We start from the raw sequence: 13,825 nt of genomic DNA, 5'->3' as shown, positions 1-13,825 counted from the left end.
ACAGCGACGCCCCGGCCTCGTCCTTCTTACGGAGGGACGAGGCCGGAGTTCGTGATGCGTCAGGGCGCGTCGAGTGCAGCGGACGGTGTCAGTGACGCCCGACGAACCACTCGCGCAGCAGCGCGATGCGGGCTTCGATCTGTTCGGTCGTTGCCTGGGCGACTTCGGGGCCGCCGCACCGAGAGCGCAGGCGCGAGTGGATGGTCGCATGCGTCTCCCCGGAGCGTCGCGACCAGGTGGAAACCAGGTGCTGGAGTTCTTTGCGTTTGGCTGCGCGCAGCTTGTGGGCGGGAATACCGGCGTTGTCCTCGCGCATCTTCTGGGCGGCACGGCTCTTCTTCTGGGCGGCCACCTGGTCGGCTTGGCGAGCGCGCAGTAGGGTCGTGACTTGCTCGGCGTCGAGGAGGCCGGGAATGCCCAGGTATTCCTGCTCTTCCTCGGATCCGACTTCCGCGCCCGCACCCCACGCGGCGCCGTCGAAGAGGACGCCGTCGAACTCGGCGTCCGCGCCGAGAACCTCGAATTGGGAGAGCAGGTCGGAAGAAGCCTTTTCTTCACGGTTCGCGGCCGCCATCAGGGCGTCTTCGGGGTTCCACATGTCGTCTTCGCTGGCCTCCTCGCGCCGGGGGCGGTCGAGCGCGTGGTCGCGTTCGACCTCCATATCTCCCGCCAGGGCGAGAAGCGGAACAACGGAGGGGATGAAGACGGTGGCTGTCTCGCCGCGGCGCCGGGCTCGCACGTAGCGGCCAATCGCTTGGGCGAAGAACAGCGGCGTGGAGGCGTTAGTGGCGTAGACGCCGACCGCGAGGCGGGGCACGTCCACGCCTTCGGACACCATGCGCACGGCGACCATCCACTTGTCGGTGGAGTCAGCGAATTCGGAGATGCGGTCGGAGGCGTCCGCGTCGTCAGAGAGGACGACTGTGGGAGCCTTGCCGGTGATGAGGCGCAGGTGGCGGGCGTAGGCGCGCGCGTGTTCCTGGTTGGAGGCGATGACGAGGCCACCAGCGTCGGGAACGGCGCGACGTACTTCTTCGAGGCGCAGGTCAGCGGCGCGCAGGACCGCGGGAATCCACTCGCCTGTGGGGTCCAGAGCGGTGCGCCAGGCCTGCTTCATCATGTCCTTGGTGAGGGGCTCGCCCAGGCGTGCGCTGACCTCGTCGCCCGCGTTGGTGCGCCAGGCCATCTGTCCGGAGTAGGACATGAACAGGACGGGGCGCACGACGCCGTCCTTGAGGGCGTCGCCGTAGCCGTAGGTGTAGTCGGCGCGCGAGCGGCGGATGCCCTCGGCGTCCTCCGCGTAGGTCACGAAGGGGATCGGCGAGGTGTCGGAGCGGAAGGGCGTGCCCGTGAGGGCCAGGCGCCGGGTCGCGTCCGTGAAGGCCTCGCGCACGCCGTCGCCCCACGAGAGGGCGTCTCCGGCGTGGTGGATTTCGTCAAGGATGACGAGGGTCCTGTAGGCGCGGGTGCGGGCCGCGTGGACGGCCGGGTTGGAGCCGACCTGAGCGTACGTGATGGCCACGCCGTCGAAGTGCGAGCCGGCCACGCCCTGGGAGTTCGTGAAGTCGGGGTCGATATGAATGCCGAAACGAGCGGCGCTCGAGGCCCACTGGCCTTTGAGGTGCTCGGTCGGGCACACGACGGTGAGCTTATCGACGATACCGCGGGCGATCAGCTCGGTCGCGAGCGTCAGTGCGAACGTCGTCTTGCCGGCCCCGGGGGTCGCGACGGCCAAGAAATCGCGCGGAGAGGCATCCATGTATCGGTCGAGGGCGTCGGCCTGCCAGGCGCGCAGCCTGCCAACGGGCGCGCGCCGGGTTGTCTCGCTCACTTGTCGGAGCCCTTACCACCGTCGGAGAATGGCCAGTTGCGCCCGTTTTTGCCCATCGAGTCGCGCAGCTCCTTGCAGGTGGGGCACACGGGGTACTGGGATGCGTCGCGGGTGGGAATCCAGACCTTGCCGCACAGGGCAACGACGGGCTGGCCAGTCAGCATTGAAGAGTTCGCCTTGTCCTTGCGCACGAAGTGCGCGAAGCGGTCCCCGTCGCCGTCGGTGCGCTCCTTGCGGGTCTCGGTGCGCTCCAGCAGACCGGTCGAGGACGCGGTGGAGGGACCGGAGGGCGCGGAGGGACCGGTGGGTTCGTCAAGGGCGTTACGCATGGGGTCTATTGTACGACCCGAAGGGGGCCGGGGGCAGGAGGCGGTGTACGCGGGGAGCGCAAACGCGGGCATGATAATGCCCCGGCCTCGGGCGAACGAGGTCGGGGCTTGGTGGGAGGGGAAACTATCTCACAGGTGTTCCTTCTCCCAGACTTCCTTGTAGAAGTCTGCGAGCTCGAGCTTGGAGGCGGCGGCCTCGTCGAGGAGCACGGTGACGTCGGGGTGGTGCTGGAGGATGGAGGCAGGCCAGCGCTGGGTGACGCCGCCCTCGATCATGGCCTTGACAGCGTCTGCCTTGCCTTCACCCGTGGCGATGAAGATGTGGGCGCGCGAGTCCATGATCGTGCCCAGGCCCTGGGTCACGCAGTGCGTGGGGACCTGGTCGATGTCGCCGTCGAAGAAGCGGGCGTTGTCGCGGCGGGTCTGCTCGGTCAGGACGCCCACGTGGGTGCGCGACGCGAGGGTGCCGCCGGGCTCGTTGAAGCCGATGTGGCCGTCGCTTCCGATGCCGAGGACCTGGATGTCGATGCCGCCGTCGGCCTTGATGGCCTCGTCGTAGGCGGCGGCGCCGGCGTGGAGGTCATCGCACCAGCCGTCGGGGCCGTGTGCCGCACCCTCGGGCATGTCGACCAGGTCGACGAGGTTGCGGTGGATGAAGTTCGCGTAGCCCTCGTAGTGGTCGCGGGGCAGGCCCACGTACTCGTCGAGGTTGTAGGAGCGAACCTGGGCGAAGGAGATCTGACCGGCCTGGTAGCGGCGCACGAGTTCCGCGTAGAGCTTCAGCGGCGAGGAGCCTGTGGCCAGGCCGAGCACGAAGTTTGGCTTGGCGCGGTACACCTGAAGGATACGGTCCGCTGCGAGGGATGCGATCTGATCTTCGTCGTTGAAAATTCCAATTCTCATGTGGTTAACCTTACACCCTTGACGCCGATTTGTCAGACGAATCGGCGGTATTTGTGAGGACACTCGAAATGCGTTAGCCGCGCAAAGCAGCCACGATCCGTTCAACCTCGCTGCGATCGGTTCCAGTGGTGCCCGGCGCGCGCATATGGACTTCACGGGCGCCACACGCCGCCACGACCTCGGCAACGTTATGAGCCCGCAGCCCCCCCGACACCAAGATGATGATGTCCGCTCCCCCGCGCTCCACGAGCCGAGCGAGGGCGCCCGGCTGGGCAACCGCCGGATCGCCACCCGTCGTCAGAACCCGGTCATAGCCCAGCTCCATCAGGACATCAAGACCACGATCCTGGTCGCGCACCTGGTCGAAGCCCCGATGGAAAGTCAACGGCGCATCCTCGGCGACGTCGCGCAGGCGGGCGGCCGCCCCCACGTTGATGGTTCCCTCATCAGTAAGGACACCAACGACGAAACCAAGGCGAATACCAGCGCCAGTACCAAGAGCACGAAGCGCCACAATGTCGGAGGCGATGCGGTCAACTTCTTCGCGCGAATGCACAAAGTCTCCAGGGCGCGGGCGCACGAGCACCTGAACGCCGCCAGCCGGTCCAACCTCGAGGGCGGCGCCCACCTCGTCGAAGGCGGGGGTCAATCCCCCGCACGACAGGTCAGCACAAATTTCGATGCGATCGGCTCCCCCGTCACGCGCACGGCGCGCACCAAGGGCATCCTCAACGCAGATTTCCACGATGGTCACGGCTGCCACCTTTCATAGCACGACGATCCGCCCACGCGGGCGGCCAGGATCGCGGCACCCCAACGACCGCCTGCCCCACCTAGGGCGGCGCGCACGATCTCGGGGGCATCACGGAAGGTCAACATCGACGCGAACTGCGCCCGCAGCGGCGCGAGCAGGTTGTCCCCCGCGTGCGACAGACCACCACCAATAATGATGCGCTCGACGTCAACGGTGAGAGTCATGTGAGTAAGCGACAGTGCGAGGGCTTGCACCGCCGTCCCCCACACCTCGGTGGCCACAGGATCAGTACCGACCGCCTTCTCAATTGCCTTCGCGCCAATGTCCTCACCGGTGGCCTGCTCGTAGCGCCTGGCGATACCCTTCGCGGAGGCGTAGACCTCCAGGCAGCCGCGCGACCCGCAGCGACAGGACTCGCCACCCGGAAAGACGGGCGCATGACCCACCTCGCCGGCGCTGAAGGTCGCGCCGCTCCACAGGCTTCCTCCGAGCATGAGAGCCACGGAAATACCGGTACCGATGGGCATCATGAGGAAGGACGAAGCCCCACGCCCGGCACCTAGCAGTCCTTCGGCCAGGCCAGCGGCCCGCCCATCATGCATGAGGGCGGCAGGCACGCCCGTGGCATCTTCGACAGCACGCGCGAGCTCAACTCCGCGCAACTCCAGGTTCGCTGCGTAGATAACGGCCCCCTTCTCCTCATCAACGAGGCCGGGGCAGATAAGGCCGAAACCGACCAGTCCCGGGAACTCCCCCGCCAGGCGCGCGCCGATGCGCCCCACCTGAGGGGCCACGGCCTCGCGATCGGTCCGTTCGTTGCCCTGGGTCGCAATCGCACCGGCCTCATCGACGATCATCCACTTGATGGACGTTCCCCCAATATCAATGCCCGCAAATACCGGACCCGTCGACGCCATGACGGGACTCATGGCACGACCACCTGAGCGCACAGATCGGGTTCCGTCATATCCGGGTCGAAGGGGAACATTGGGCGTTCAATCTTGTGATGTCCCAGGCGGATCAGATCTTGGTCCACGCCGCCGGGGGTCAGTGCCATGAGCCAACCCTTCTGGGTGTCGTACAGATCGGGTTCGAGGTAGCCGATCTTGACGACGACCACGTCGGCGACAGTGATGTCGACGCCGAGCAGCTCAAACTGGCTAAACATCGTGTACTGGTTGCGGTTCGTGGTGACGATGAAGCGCAGGCCGCCTGTGCGCGCCAGCGCGGTGTGGCCGCCCATCGGATCGTCAGCCAAGGCCTCGACAGTGGCGCGGACCTTGAGAGTTCCAGGCTCGCGCGTGTCGATGTGTCCGCCGACCTCGAGGTCCACCTCGGCGCCGACACCCGCCTCCCAGGCGAGACCGGCTGCGACCGGGTCGATGATCGAGGCGTAGACGACGTCAAGCGTGGCCTCCTGGACGGGCTTCCACGCGAGCAAGGCTGCGAGCGCGACGGTCACGTCGTCGGCGCCGCCCGCACCCGGGTTGTCGCCGGAGTCAGAGATAAAGAAGGGCTTGGGACCATCCTCGGCGGCGGCCAGGCACTCCTCCATGGAGGCGACGGGGGCGACGAACTCGAAGCGGTCGTGCACGTCCCAGAAGTATTGGCCGATACGCTCGGCCTGTTCCTTAACGAGGTCTGCGTCGTCGCCGGTGACGACGACCGCACCCTTGCAGCGCGGCTGGTCGGCCCACGCGAAGCCGATCCAGATGGCGGCGTCGAGAATGCCGTCCATCGCCTCGATGGGATCGATCATCTTGTAGAGCGACTTGGCCGGTTCGATGCGGGTTGAGGTTTTTTCGCCGGGCAGTAGGACGGGCACGTGGACGAGTGCTTTGATGGGTTTGGGCGCTCCGTTAAGCAGGCGCATGCCTAGGTTGTAAGCGGCGCGTCGGCGCGACTCGAGGGCGTCCTCGTGGGGGGCCAGACGGTAGCAGGTGAGCAGGTCACAGCCGTCGAACAAATCCTGGGAGACGTTGCCGTGCAGGTCCATGGAGGCGCTGACCATGGGCTCCGGACCGATGACGGCGCGGATGGCGTTAATGAGGTCGCCCTCGGCGTCGTCCATGCCCTGGACGCTCATCGCGCCGTGGATGTCGAAGAAGAGACCATCGAGAGGTCCGGCAGCCGCGAGTCCTTCGAGGATCTCGGCCTTCCACGCCTCGTAGGCGCCACGCTCGACGACGCCGCCGGGCAGGGCACGCGCGTGCAGGACGGGGATCCATTCGATCTGGGTGGCCCAGCCTTCGTCTCGCCAGTAGAAGCGTTCCATCAGCTCCTCGCCGCGCGTGACGATGAAGTCGTCAGCAGTGGAGATATATGGGGTGAAGGTCGACGATTCGATGTGGATGCCGGCGACCGCGATGCGGGGCTTGGTCATGAGTGATTCTCCTTTGAGATCTTGTGTGGCGTGAGTGTCGACAGGCCCCAGAGCGCGGCGTCACGTCCGGAGCGGGATGATTCGATCACGAGGTCTTCCATGATGGATGGCAGACAGGACTGGTGAAGCGCGGCTCGCACGCCAGCGCTGAAGGCGTCGACGGCGGACAGGGCTCCGCCGAGGATGACGCCCTGTGGCGCCAGGAAGGACACGAGGTGTGCGAGGCTATGGCCCAGGAGAGCTCCCGCGTGGCGGATGGCGGTCGCTACTGCGGGGATTCCGTCGCGGGCTGCCGCCAACAGTTGTGCGTTGTTTGTGTAGACCAGACCTGAGGCGGCTAGGTCGGTTCGAATGGAGTCGGCGGAAGCGATTGTTTCCAGGCACCCGATGTTGCCGCATGTGCATGGGCGCCCCGCGGCTGCATCGACGGGGATGTGCGAGATGTCCCCGGCCAGGCCTCCTTCTCCCACGTGGGGGATGCCCTCGATCAGGTAGGCTCCGCCGATCGCTGAGCCTGCTTTGACGTAGATGAGAGTATCGATCGGGGTGACTCCTTGAAGTCGACGTCGATAGATGGATTCACCGATGGCCCCAGCGCGCGCGTCGTTTTCGATGATGGCGGGTAGGCCGCAGTGGCGGGCCACTTCCTCGGCGACGTTGATGCCATCCCAACCGGGCATGCGGGCGGGGCGGATAACTCGCGTGCGTTCGGCATCGACGGGGCCGGGCACGGCCAGTGCGAGGCCGCCTACGCGCACGCCGGCTGCTTTCTCCTGGCGGCTGATTTCTTCCATGACAGCTGTAAGGACCACCTCGGGTCCGTCTGCAATGTCGACGAGGAGGCTGGTGGCGCGCCCGATACCGCGGGTCGGGTCAGTCAGGGCGACGAGGCCGTGGTGGGCTCCCAGCTCGACGAGGGCGAGTGCACCGGCTCCCTCAGATGTGACGAGGCGGCGGGCCCTGCGTCCGCCCGTCGAGACGGACTCGTCTGCTTCTGCGATGACTCCAGCTTCGACGAGTCGCGACACGGCCGCTGACACGGTCGACGCCGCGAGTCCGGTTTGTTTGACAATTGCGGGCCGGGTGTCTGCTTGGCCGGAGCCAATCAGTGTCAATACAGTCTCATCGACATCGTGGGTCGCCATGACACCTCCCCTGATTAGTTATTCGGTAACTGCAATGTTACATGGCACTCAACACTGAGGACAGGACCCATTATGCCTCACTGGCAAAAGTTTGCTACTTCTTTCGCCGAAATTTCCTGTTATTTTTTCGTAACATTTGCACATCTATCGAAACTGGCAGCATCGGCTGACAATCTGTCATATGATGGGATTCATCTGGTGGGACCATGTTCCGTCAGAGTCCCCGATCAACGTTGATTTGGAGCAGTCATGAACCTTAGATTGAAGCGGTGGATCACCGCCGGCGCGACACTGGCCATGGTCGCCACCATGGGCTTGTCCGCCTGTAGCACCAACCGTGCGCTCAGCTCAGAGACAGGAAAGAACGAGGTCACCATGGCCTCACGCACACCGAACTGGATCTTCCCCATCTCCGCCAAGGGCTACACGCAGGGCGAAAACGGCCAGTTCATCCAGTCGCTGTACCGCCCGCTCTTCGCCTACAAATCCACCTCCGAGACCCCCTACAAGATCAACCTCCCCAAGTCCCTAGGTCAGGTCCCCGACGTCTCCGAGGACGGCAAGACCTACACCATCACCCTGCGCGATGATGCCAAGTGGTCCGACGGCACCGCCGTATCCACCCGCGACATCGAGTTCTGGTGGAACCTGGTGACCAACAACAAGGATCAGTGGGCCTCCTATAAGGAGGGCTTCTTCCCCGACGGAGCCTCGCTCGCCGTCTTGGACGACTACACCTTCTCCATCACGACCGAAGAGGTGTTCAACCCGTCCTGGTTCATCGACAACCAGATCAACAAGGTTGCGTTGCTCCCCCAGCACGCCTGGGACAAGACCAGCGCCGACGAGGCCGTCTCCGACCTGGACCGCACCCCCGAGGGTGCGCAAGCAGTCTTCGCCTACCTGCAGGGCGAAGCCAAAGACCTGTCCTCCTACGCCAAGAACCCGCTGTGGCAGACGGTGAACGGCCCGTGGAAGCTCTCCTCTTTCACCCCCGACCAGGGCCTCGAACTGGTCCCCAACGAGAACTACTGGGGCGAGGACAAGCCCAAGATCGACAAGCTGATCTACAAGGCCTTCACGGGTGACGACGCCGAGTTCAACTCCGTGCGCTCAGGCGCCATCGACTTCGGTTATATCCCGGCCGCGTCATACAACCAGCGCAGCGCCGTCGAGAGCAAGGGCTACAACGTCTTCCTGTGGCCCGGTAACACCATCACCTATCTGGCCCTGAACTTCGCACCCCAAGCACCAGGCTCGAAGTTCATCAACCAGAAGTACATCCGCCAGGCGATGCAGCAGCTCATCGACCAGCCGACCCTGTCGGAAAAAATCTGGTCCAACACAGCCTCCCCCACCTGCGGCCCCGTCCCCATGGCCTCTGACAAGGTCGGCACCACCGACGGCTGCGTCTACAAGTTCGATCCGGACGCCGCCAAGAAGCTCCTCGAGGACCACGGCTGGAAGGTCGTCCCCGACGGCTCCACCACCTGCGAGAACCCCGGCACCGGGGATAACCAGTGCGGCGAGGGCATCGAAGCCGGCGACGCCCTGAGCTTCAAGCTCATCTCCCAGTCGGGCTTCGTCTCCACGCACCAGATGTTCGAAGAGATCATCTCCCAGTTCGGCAAGCTCGGCATCAAGATCGACATGAACGAGGTCCCCGACTCGGTCGGTGCCTCGCAGGCATGTGACGACGAGACCCCCTGCACCTGGGACCTGTCCTTCTTCGGATCCCAGACCTCGTGGGGCTTCCCGATCTACGCCTCCGGTGAACGTCTCTTCGCGACCGACGCGCCCGTCAACCTCGGTCAGTACTCCAACCCCGAGGCCGACAAGCTCATCGAGGAGTCGACGCGCTCGACCGCGCCCGACGCCCTCCAGGCGTACAACGACTTCCTCGCGGAGGACCTCCCCGTCCTGTGGATGCCCAACCCGTACTACCAGATCACCGCAGTGAAGAACACGCTCGACCTGGGCGAACTCGACGCCACGGGTGACACCTGGCCCGAGGACTGGGCGTGGAAGACCGACGGGACTAAGTAAGCGCTCGTCCCACCGCCTCACGGGGCAGGCGCCCGCACCCGCTGCCGCGCGGGCGCCTGCCCCCAACTTGTGGAGTTCGCAATGATTCAATTCATCCTCAAACGTCTCGGCCAGGCAGTCGTCGTCGTCTTCCTGGTCACCATCATCACCTTCGTCCTGCTCCAGTCCCAGCCGGGCGGCGCCGCCCGAGCCGCACTGGGCAAGGACGCGACAAAAGAACAGCTCGCGGCTTTCGACCACGAAAACGGCTACGACCGGCCGATCCCCGAGCAATACGTCACCTACCTGGGCAAAATTGCGCACGGCGATTTCGGCTACTCCTACCAGCACAACCAGTCCGTCAACGACCTGCTAGCCGCCCGCCTACCGCGCACCATCTTCCTCTCCCTGCTCTCCACCATCCTCGCCCTCATCATCGCGGTCCCCCTGGGCGTGTGGCAGGCAGTGAAGAGAAACAAAGCACCCGACTACATCGTGACGATCGCATGTCTGCTGGCCTACTCGACGCCCATCTTCTTCGCGGGACTCCTCCTCATCGTCCTCTTCTCCCAGGTGTGGCCCATCCTGCCCAACGACGCCCCACAGGGCGAGAATCTCTCCGTCATGTGGGAACAGTGGGATCACCTGATCCTGCCGGTGTGCGCCCTATCGATCGGCACGATCGCCGCCTACGCCCGCTACGTGCGCTCCTCAATGGTGGATAACCTCAACGAGCAGTACGTGCGCACTGCACGCGCCAAGGGCCTATCAGAGTTCCGCGTCGTCTTCGTGCACACGCTGCGCAACGCCATGTTCCCCGTCATCACCATGATCGGCCTCTACATTCCCGCGATGTTCTGTGGCGCCCTCGTCATCGAGACGCTCTTCAACTTCAACGGCATGGGCTACCTGTACTACCAGGCCACCGGCAGGCGAGACTACCCGATCCTCCTGGGCGTGGCGCTCATCGTCTCCTTCGCAACCGTCATCGGCGCCCTCCTGGCTGACTTCCTGTACGCCATCGCCGATCCTCGAATCCGACTGGCAGGACGATCCAAATGAGCACAGCAACCGCCACCCCCACCGCGCCCGCGAAAGCGCGCACCGCCCGCAAGTCCACCAAGCTCCAGGGCCTGCAAGTCTTCATGGAGAACCGGCTCGCCGTCTTCGGCGTGTGCATGCTCCTGATTCTGCTGGCGTTCTCCTTCATCGGTCCACTCTTCTACGTCACCGACCAGGTTCACACCGACCTCATGAACTCGGCGCTGCCCCCCTCCTCCGAACACCCCCTCGGCACGGACATGGTCGGCTACGACCAGCTCGGGCGCCTCATGAAGGGTGGACAGACCTCGATCATCGTCGGCCTCTTCGCCGGCATCATCGCGACCACGATCGGCACCCTGTACGGCGCCATCGCTGGCTTCGTGGGAGGCTGGATCGACGCGATCATGATGCGCATCGTTGACGCGCTCATGTCCGTGCCCGTCCTCTTCCTCTTCATGCTGATCGCCACGATGATTCCCCCGACGGTCCCCGTCCTGATCATCATCATGTCGGCGCTGTCCTGGCTGGGCACGTCCCGACTGATCCGCGGCGAAGCACTGTCTCTTCGCACCCGCGAGTACGTCGTGGCAATGCGCGGCATGGGCGGATCGATGCCCCGAGCGATCCGCACGCACATCGTGCGCAATACGATCGGTACCGTCATCGTGAACGCGACCTTCCAAGTCGCCGACGCTGTCCTCTACGTCGCTTACCTGTCGTTCCTTGGCCTGGGCGCGCAGCCTCCCGCCACCGACTGGGGAGCCATGCTCTCCAACAGCCAGTCGCACGTCTACTCGGGCAACTGGTGGCTGCTCTACCCGCCGGGCGTCCTCATCATCATCCTGGTCCTGTCGTTCAACTTCATCGGCGACGGCCTGCGTGACGCCTTCGAAGTTCGACTGCGCAAGAGGTGAGAACTACCATGGATTATTCTCCGCTCCTGGACATCCAGGATCTCCATACGGACATTGAGATTCGCTCCGGCGTGGTCCACGCCCTCTCGGGTGTCGACCTGCACGTGAACCCCGGCGAGACCCTGGGTATCGTGGGCGAATCGGGCTCCGGAAAGACGATGACCGCCCTATCACTCATGGGCTTGCTCCCCCAGGGAGGCCGGGTATCCTCCGGCTCGATCATCCTTGACGGGCAGGACCTAACGAAGATGTCGCTGCGCGAGAAGCGTAGGCTACGCGGCACGAAGGTCGGCATGATCTTCCAGGACCCGCTCACTTCGCTGAACCCGACCATGAAGATCGGCTTGCAGGTCTGTGAGCCGCTGCGCGTGCACAAGAAAATGTCGAAGAAGGACGCGCTTGAGCGCGCCGTCGAGATCCTTAGGCGCGTGGGCATGCCCCGACCCGAGATCGTCATCAACAACTACCCGCACCAACTCTCGGGCGGTATGCGCCAGCGCGTCATGATCGCCATGGCCCTCGTGTGCGAACCACGTATCCTCATCGCTGACGAACCAACGACGGCCCTGGACGTGACGACTCAGATGCAGATCCTTGATCTCATCGACGAGCTGCGCGACGAATACCAGATGGGCGTCATTCTCATCACCCACGACCTGGGTGTGGTCGCCGGCCACACGGACCGTGTGGCAGTCATGTACGCGGGCCGCATCGTGGAGACAGCACCCACCAAGACGCTCTTCACGGAACCTAAGCACCGCTACACGAGTTCCCTCATGGCAGCGTTACCCGAGCGGGCGCTCGCCGCGGGCACGAAGCTGTTCTCGATTCCGGGTGCTCCCCCCTCGCTGACTAACCTGCCGGTGGGATGTCGTTTCGCCTCCCGCTGCCTGTGGGCCGGAGCCGAGTGCGTGGACCGTTACCCGGGTCTGTCGGGCGAGGACTTCCACACATACTCCTGCTTCCATCCTGTCCAGAAGGGCGACGAGTCACCTGCCCAGCTGCAGGCAAAGATCGATGCTGTTTCATCCTCGAACGAGGCCGTGGAAGCATCGGGGGGAACACCGGTACAGCAAGCAGACTCGTGCGAGGTCCTCCTTGAAGTCAAGGAGGCATCTCGCGAATACGAGTCCTCCGGCTCCGGTTTCCTCAAGCGGGACAAGGGTGTCGTTTCCGCGGTAGACCGCGTCTCAATCACTTTGAAGAAGGGTGAGACCTACGGTTTGGTCGGCGAGTCGGGTTGCGGCAAATCAACGATGGGACGTCTGATTGCGGGACTCGAATCCCCCTCGGGCGGCTCCATTGAGTTGGGTGGACGTGACCTGGCTAAGCTGAAAGGCCGCGACGCGATTCGTATCCACCGCGACGTGCAGATGATGTTCCAGGATTCCTACGCGGCAATGGACCCGCGCATGCGTATTGACCAGATCCTGGCCGAACCTATGAGCATTCAGAAGACGGGGAACACGCGTCAGATCGCTGAGCGCATCATGGAGATCATCGAGCAGGTCGGCCTGACCGAAGAAATCTTGGATCGCTACCCGCACGAGTTCTCGGGCGGCCAGCTCCAGCGCATCGGCTTCGCACGTTCCTTGACGCTGGCACCGGACCTCATCGTCGCCGACGAGCCCGTGTCCGCCCTGGACGTGTCTGTCCAAGCGCAGGTCCTGAACCTCATGAAGGACCTGCAGACCGAACTGGGGCTGTCTTACCTGTTCATTAGTCACGACCTGGCGGTCGTCCAGTACATGGCGGACCGTATCGGCGTCATGTATCTGGGTCGCATCGTCGAAGAGGGGCCAGCCAAGGAGGTCGTTAAGAACCCGAAGCACCCCTACACGAAGGCACTCATCGACTCAATTCCCGTGCCCGACCCCGAGTTCTCTCACAACGATCGGGCCATTAAACTGGAGGGTGAGCCACCGAGTGCCGTCAACCCGCCAAAGGGCTGCCGTTTCCGCCCGCGCTGCCCCTTCGCTGGCGAAGAGTGCAAGGTGCAACCTCTCCTGACGGACGAGACACACCGGGTGGCGTGCCACCACCCGCTCGTGCAGGCCAACGAAGGATGAGCTAGGCATGTAAGCACGCAGACGTTCATGGCGGACTCCAACGCGACCCCGACCCGAGCAATCAGGTCGGGGTCGCTTTCTGCGCTCCCCCGCTGAGGCGACGCGACGCGGATATGGGTGTGGGGTGCGACCGTCAGGTCGCACCCCACACCCGAGATACTTTCGGTCAGCGCGTCACTTGGAGACGGCCTTCTTCAGCGTGGAGCCAGCGGAGAGCTTGACGCCGTAGCCGGCGGGAATCTTGATCTCTTCACCGGTACGGGGGTTACGACCGGTACGGGCGGCGCGCTCGACGCGCTCGACGGAGAGGAGACCGGTGACCTTCACGGCCTCACCCTTGGCCAGGGACTCAACGAGGACGGCCTGGAAAGCTGCCAGGGCCTCGTCGGCCTTCGCCTTGGTCAGGTCGGCACGTTCGGCAATCTGAG

At 64.4% G+C, this 13,825-nt stretch carries 12 protein-coding genes; 4 read left to right on the top strand and 8 right to left on the bottom strand.

The window, feature by feature from the left end; translation table 11 throughout:
• Positions 1–88: 88 nt before the first annotated feature.
• The 7 genes from RYL44_RS04020 to RYL44_RS03990 all read right to left on the bottom strand — a co-directional run bounded on the left by RYL44_RS04020 (position 89) and on the right by RYL44_RS03990 (position 7,345).
• Positions 89–1,831 carry a DEAD/DEAH box helicase gene (locus RYL44_RS04020; RefSeq protein ID WP_314975160.1) on the bottom strand — a complete coding sequence of 581 codons (1,743 nt, stop codon included), beginning with the start codon at positions 1,829–1,831 and terminating at the stop codon, positions 89–91.
• Positions 1,828–2,160: a DUF3039 domain-containing protein gene (locus RYL44_RS04015; protein ID WP_276739158.1), complete on the bottom strand. Its 333-nt coding sequence runs from the start codon at positions 2,158–2,160 to the stop codon at positions 1,828–1,830. Before RYL44_RS04015 ends, RYL44_RS04020 begins: the two co-directional genes overlap by 4 nt.
• 129 nt (positions 2,161–2,289) lie before the next feature.
• Positions 2,290–3,063, bottom strand: coding sequence for a glucosamine-6-phosphate deaminase (gene nagB, locus RYL44_RS04010; RefSeq protein WP_314975159.1), 774 nt, complete (start codon positions 3,061–3,063; stop codon positions 2,290–2,292).
• Between the two features lie 73 nt (positions 3,064–3,136).
• Positions 3,137–3,817: a copper homeostasis protein CutC gene (locus RYL44_RS04005; protein ID WP_314975158.1), complete on the bottom strand. Its 681-nt coding sequence runs from the start codon at positions 3,815–3,817 to the stop codon at positions 3,137–3,139.
• The gene (locus RYL44_RS04000) at positions 3,814–4,746 is read right to left on the bottom strand and encodes an ROK family protein (RefSeq protein ID WP_276739164.1); all 933 of its coding nucleotides are present in this window, start codon (positions 4,744–4,746) and stop codon (positions 3,814–3,816) included. The genes RYL44_RS04005 and RYL44_RS04000 overlap by 4 nt, the downstream gene beginning before the upstream one ends.
• The gene (locus tag RYL44_RS03995; protein ID WP_314975157.1) at positions 4,743–6,200 is read right to left on the bottom strand and encodes a M81 family metallopeptidase; all 1,458 of its coding nucleotides are present in this window, start codon (positions 6,198–6,200) and stop codon (positions 4,743–4,745) included. The genes RYL44_RS04000 and RYL44_RS03995 overlap by 4 nt, the downstream gene beginning before the upstream one ends.
• Complete coding sequence (locus RYL44_RS03990) at positions 6,197–7,345, bottom strand: ROK family transcriptional regulator (RefSeq protein ID WP_314975156.1); 1,149 nt, start codon at positions 7,343–7,345, stop codon at positions 6,197–6,199. The genes RYL44_RS03995 and RYL44_RS03990 overlap by 4 nt, the downstream gene beginning before the upstream one ends.
• Before the next feature lie 249 nt (positions 7,346–7,594).
• On the opposite strand from RYL44_RS03990, the gene RYL44_RS03985 reads away from it, so the two are divergent.
• The 4 genes from RYL44_RS03985 to RYL44_RS03970 all read left to right on the top strand — a co-directional run bounded on the left by RYL44_RS03985 (position 7,595) and on the right by RYL44_RS03970 (position 13,397).
• On the top strand, positions 7,595–9,391 hold the full coding sequence (locus RYL44_RS03985; protein ID WP_314975155.1) for a peptide ABC transporter substrate-binding protein: 1,797 nt from the start codon (positions 7,595–7,597) through the stop codon (positions 9,389–9,391).
• Between the two features lie 81 nt (positions 9,392–9,472).
• Positions 9,473–10,432 (top strand): ABC transporter permease, encoded by a 960-nt coding sequence (locus RYL44_RS03980; RefSeq protein WP_314975154.1) that lies wholly within the window; start codon positions 9,473–9,475, stop codon positions 10,430–10,432.
• Positions 10,429–11,328 (top strand): ABC transporter permease, encoded by a 900-nt coding sequence (locus RYL44_RS03975; RefSeq protein ID WP_009059324.1) that lies wholly within the window; start codon positions 10,429–10,431, stop codon positions 11,326–11,328. The genes RYL44_RS03980 and RYL44_RS03975 overlap by 4 nt, the downstream gene beginning before the upstream one ends.
• A gap of 8 nt (positions 11,329–11,336) precedes the next feature.
• On the top strand, positions 11,337–13,397 hold the full coding sequence (locus tag RYL44_RS03970; RefSeq protein ID WP_314975153.1) for an ABC transporter ATP-binding protein: 2,061 nt from the start codon (positions 11,337–11,339) through the stop codon (positions 13,395–13,397).
• A 174-nt stretch (positions 13,398–13,571) separates the two neighbouring features.
• Here RYL44_RS03970 and RYL44_RS03965 read toward each other — a convergent pair.
• The coding region (locus RYL44_RS03965) for an HU family DNA-binding protein (RefSeq protein ID WP_314975152.1) at positions 13,572–13,825 on the bottom strand (254 nt) is incomplete at its 5' end.

Source organism: Actinomyces bouchesdurhonensis, assembly GCF_963540955.1.
GTDB classification, from domain to species: domain Bacteria; phylum Actinomycetota; class Actinomycetes; order Actinomycetales; family Actinomycetaceae; genus Pauljensenia; species Pauljensenia bouchesdurhonensis.
The sequence above is the reverse complement of the archived record's forward strand: the minus strand, read 5'-3'. Positions and strand labels throughout refer to the sequence as shown.

Bases quoted from the DNA above. Each gene is read 5' to 3' on its own strand.
- RYL44_RS04015 (WP_276739158.1), bottom strand. From the start codon at position 2,160: ATGCGTAACGCCCTTGACGAACCCACCGGTCCCTCCGCGCCCTCCGGT.
- nagB (WP_314975159.1), bottom strand. From the start codon at position 3,063: ATGAGAATTGGAATTTTCAACGACGAAGATCAGATCGCATCCCTCGCA.
- RYL44_RS04000 (WP_276739164.1), bottom strand. From the start codon at position 4,746: ATGAGTCCCGTCATGGCGTCGACGGGTCCGGTATTTGCGGGCATTGAT.
- RYL44_RS03995 (WP_314975157.1), bottom strand. From the start codon at position 6,200: ATGACCAAGCCCCGCATCGCGGTCGCCGGCATCCACATCGAATCGTCG.
- RYL44_RS03990 (WP_314975156.1), bottom strand. From the start codon at position 7,345: ATGGCGACCCACGATGTCGATGAGACTGTATTGACACTGATTGGCTCC.
- RYL44_RS03985 (WP_314975155.1), top strand. From the start codon at position 7,595: ATGAACCTTAGATTGAAGCGGTGGATCACCGCCGGCGCGACACTGGCC.
- RYL44_RS03980 (WP_314975154.1), top strand. From the start codon at position 9,473: ATGATTCAATTCATCCTCAAACGTCTCGGCCAGGCAGTCGTCGTCGTC.
- RYL44_RS03975 (WP_009059324.1), top strand. From the start codon at position 10,429: ATGAGCACAGCAACCGCCACCCCCACCGCGCCCGCGAAAGCGCGCACC.
- RYL44_RS03970 (WP_314975153.1), top strand. From the start codon at position 11,337: ATGGATTATTCTCCGCTCCTGGACATCCAGGATCTCCATACGGACATT.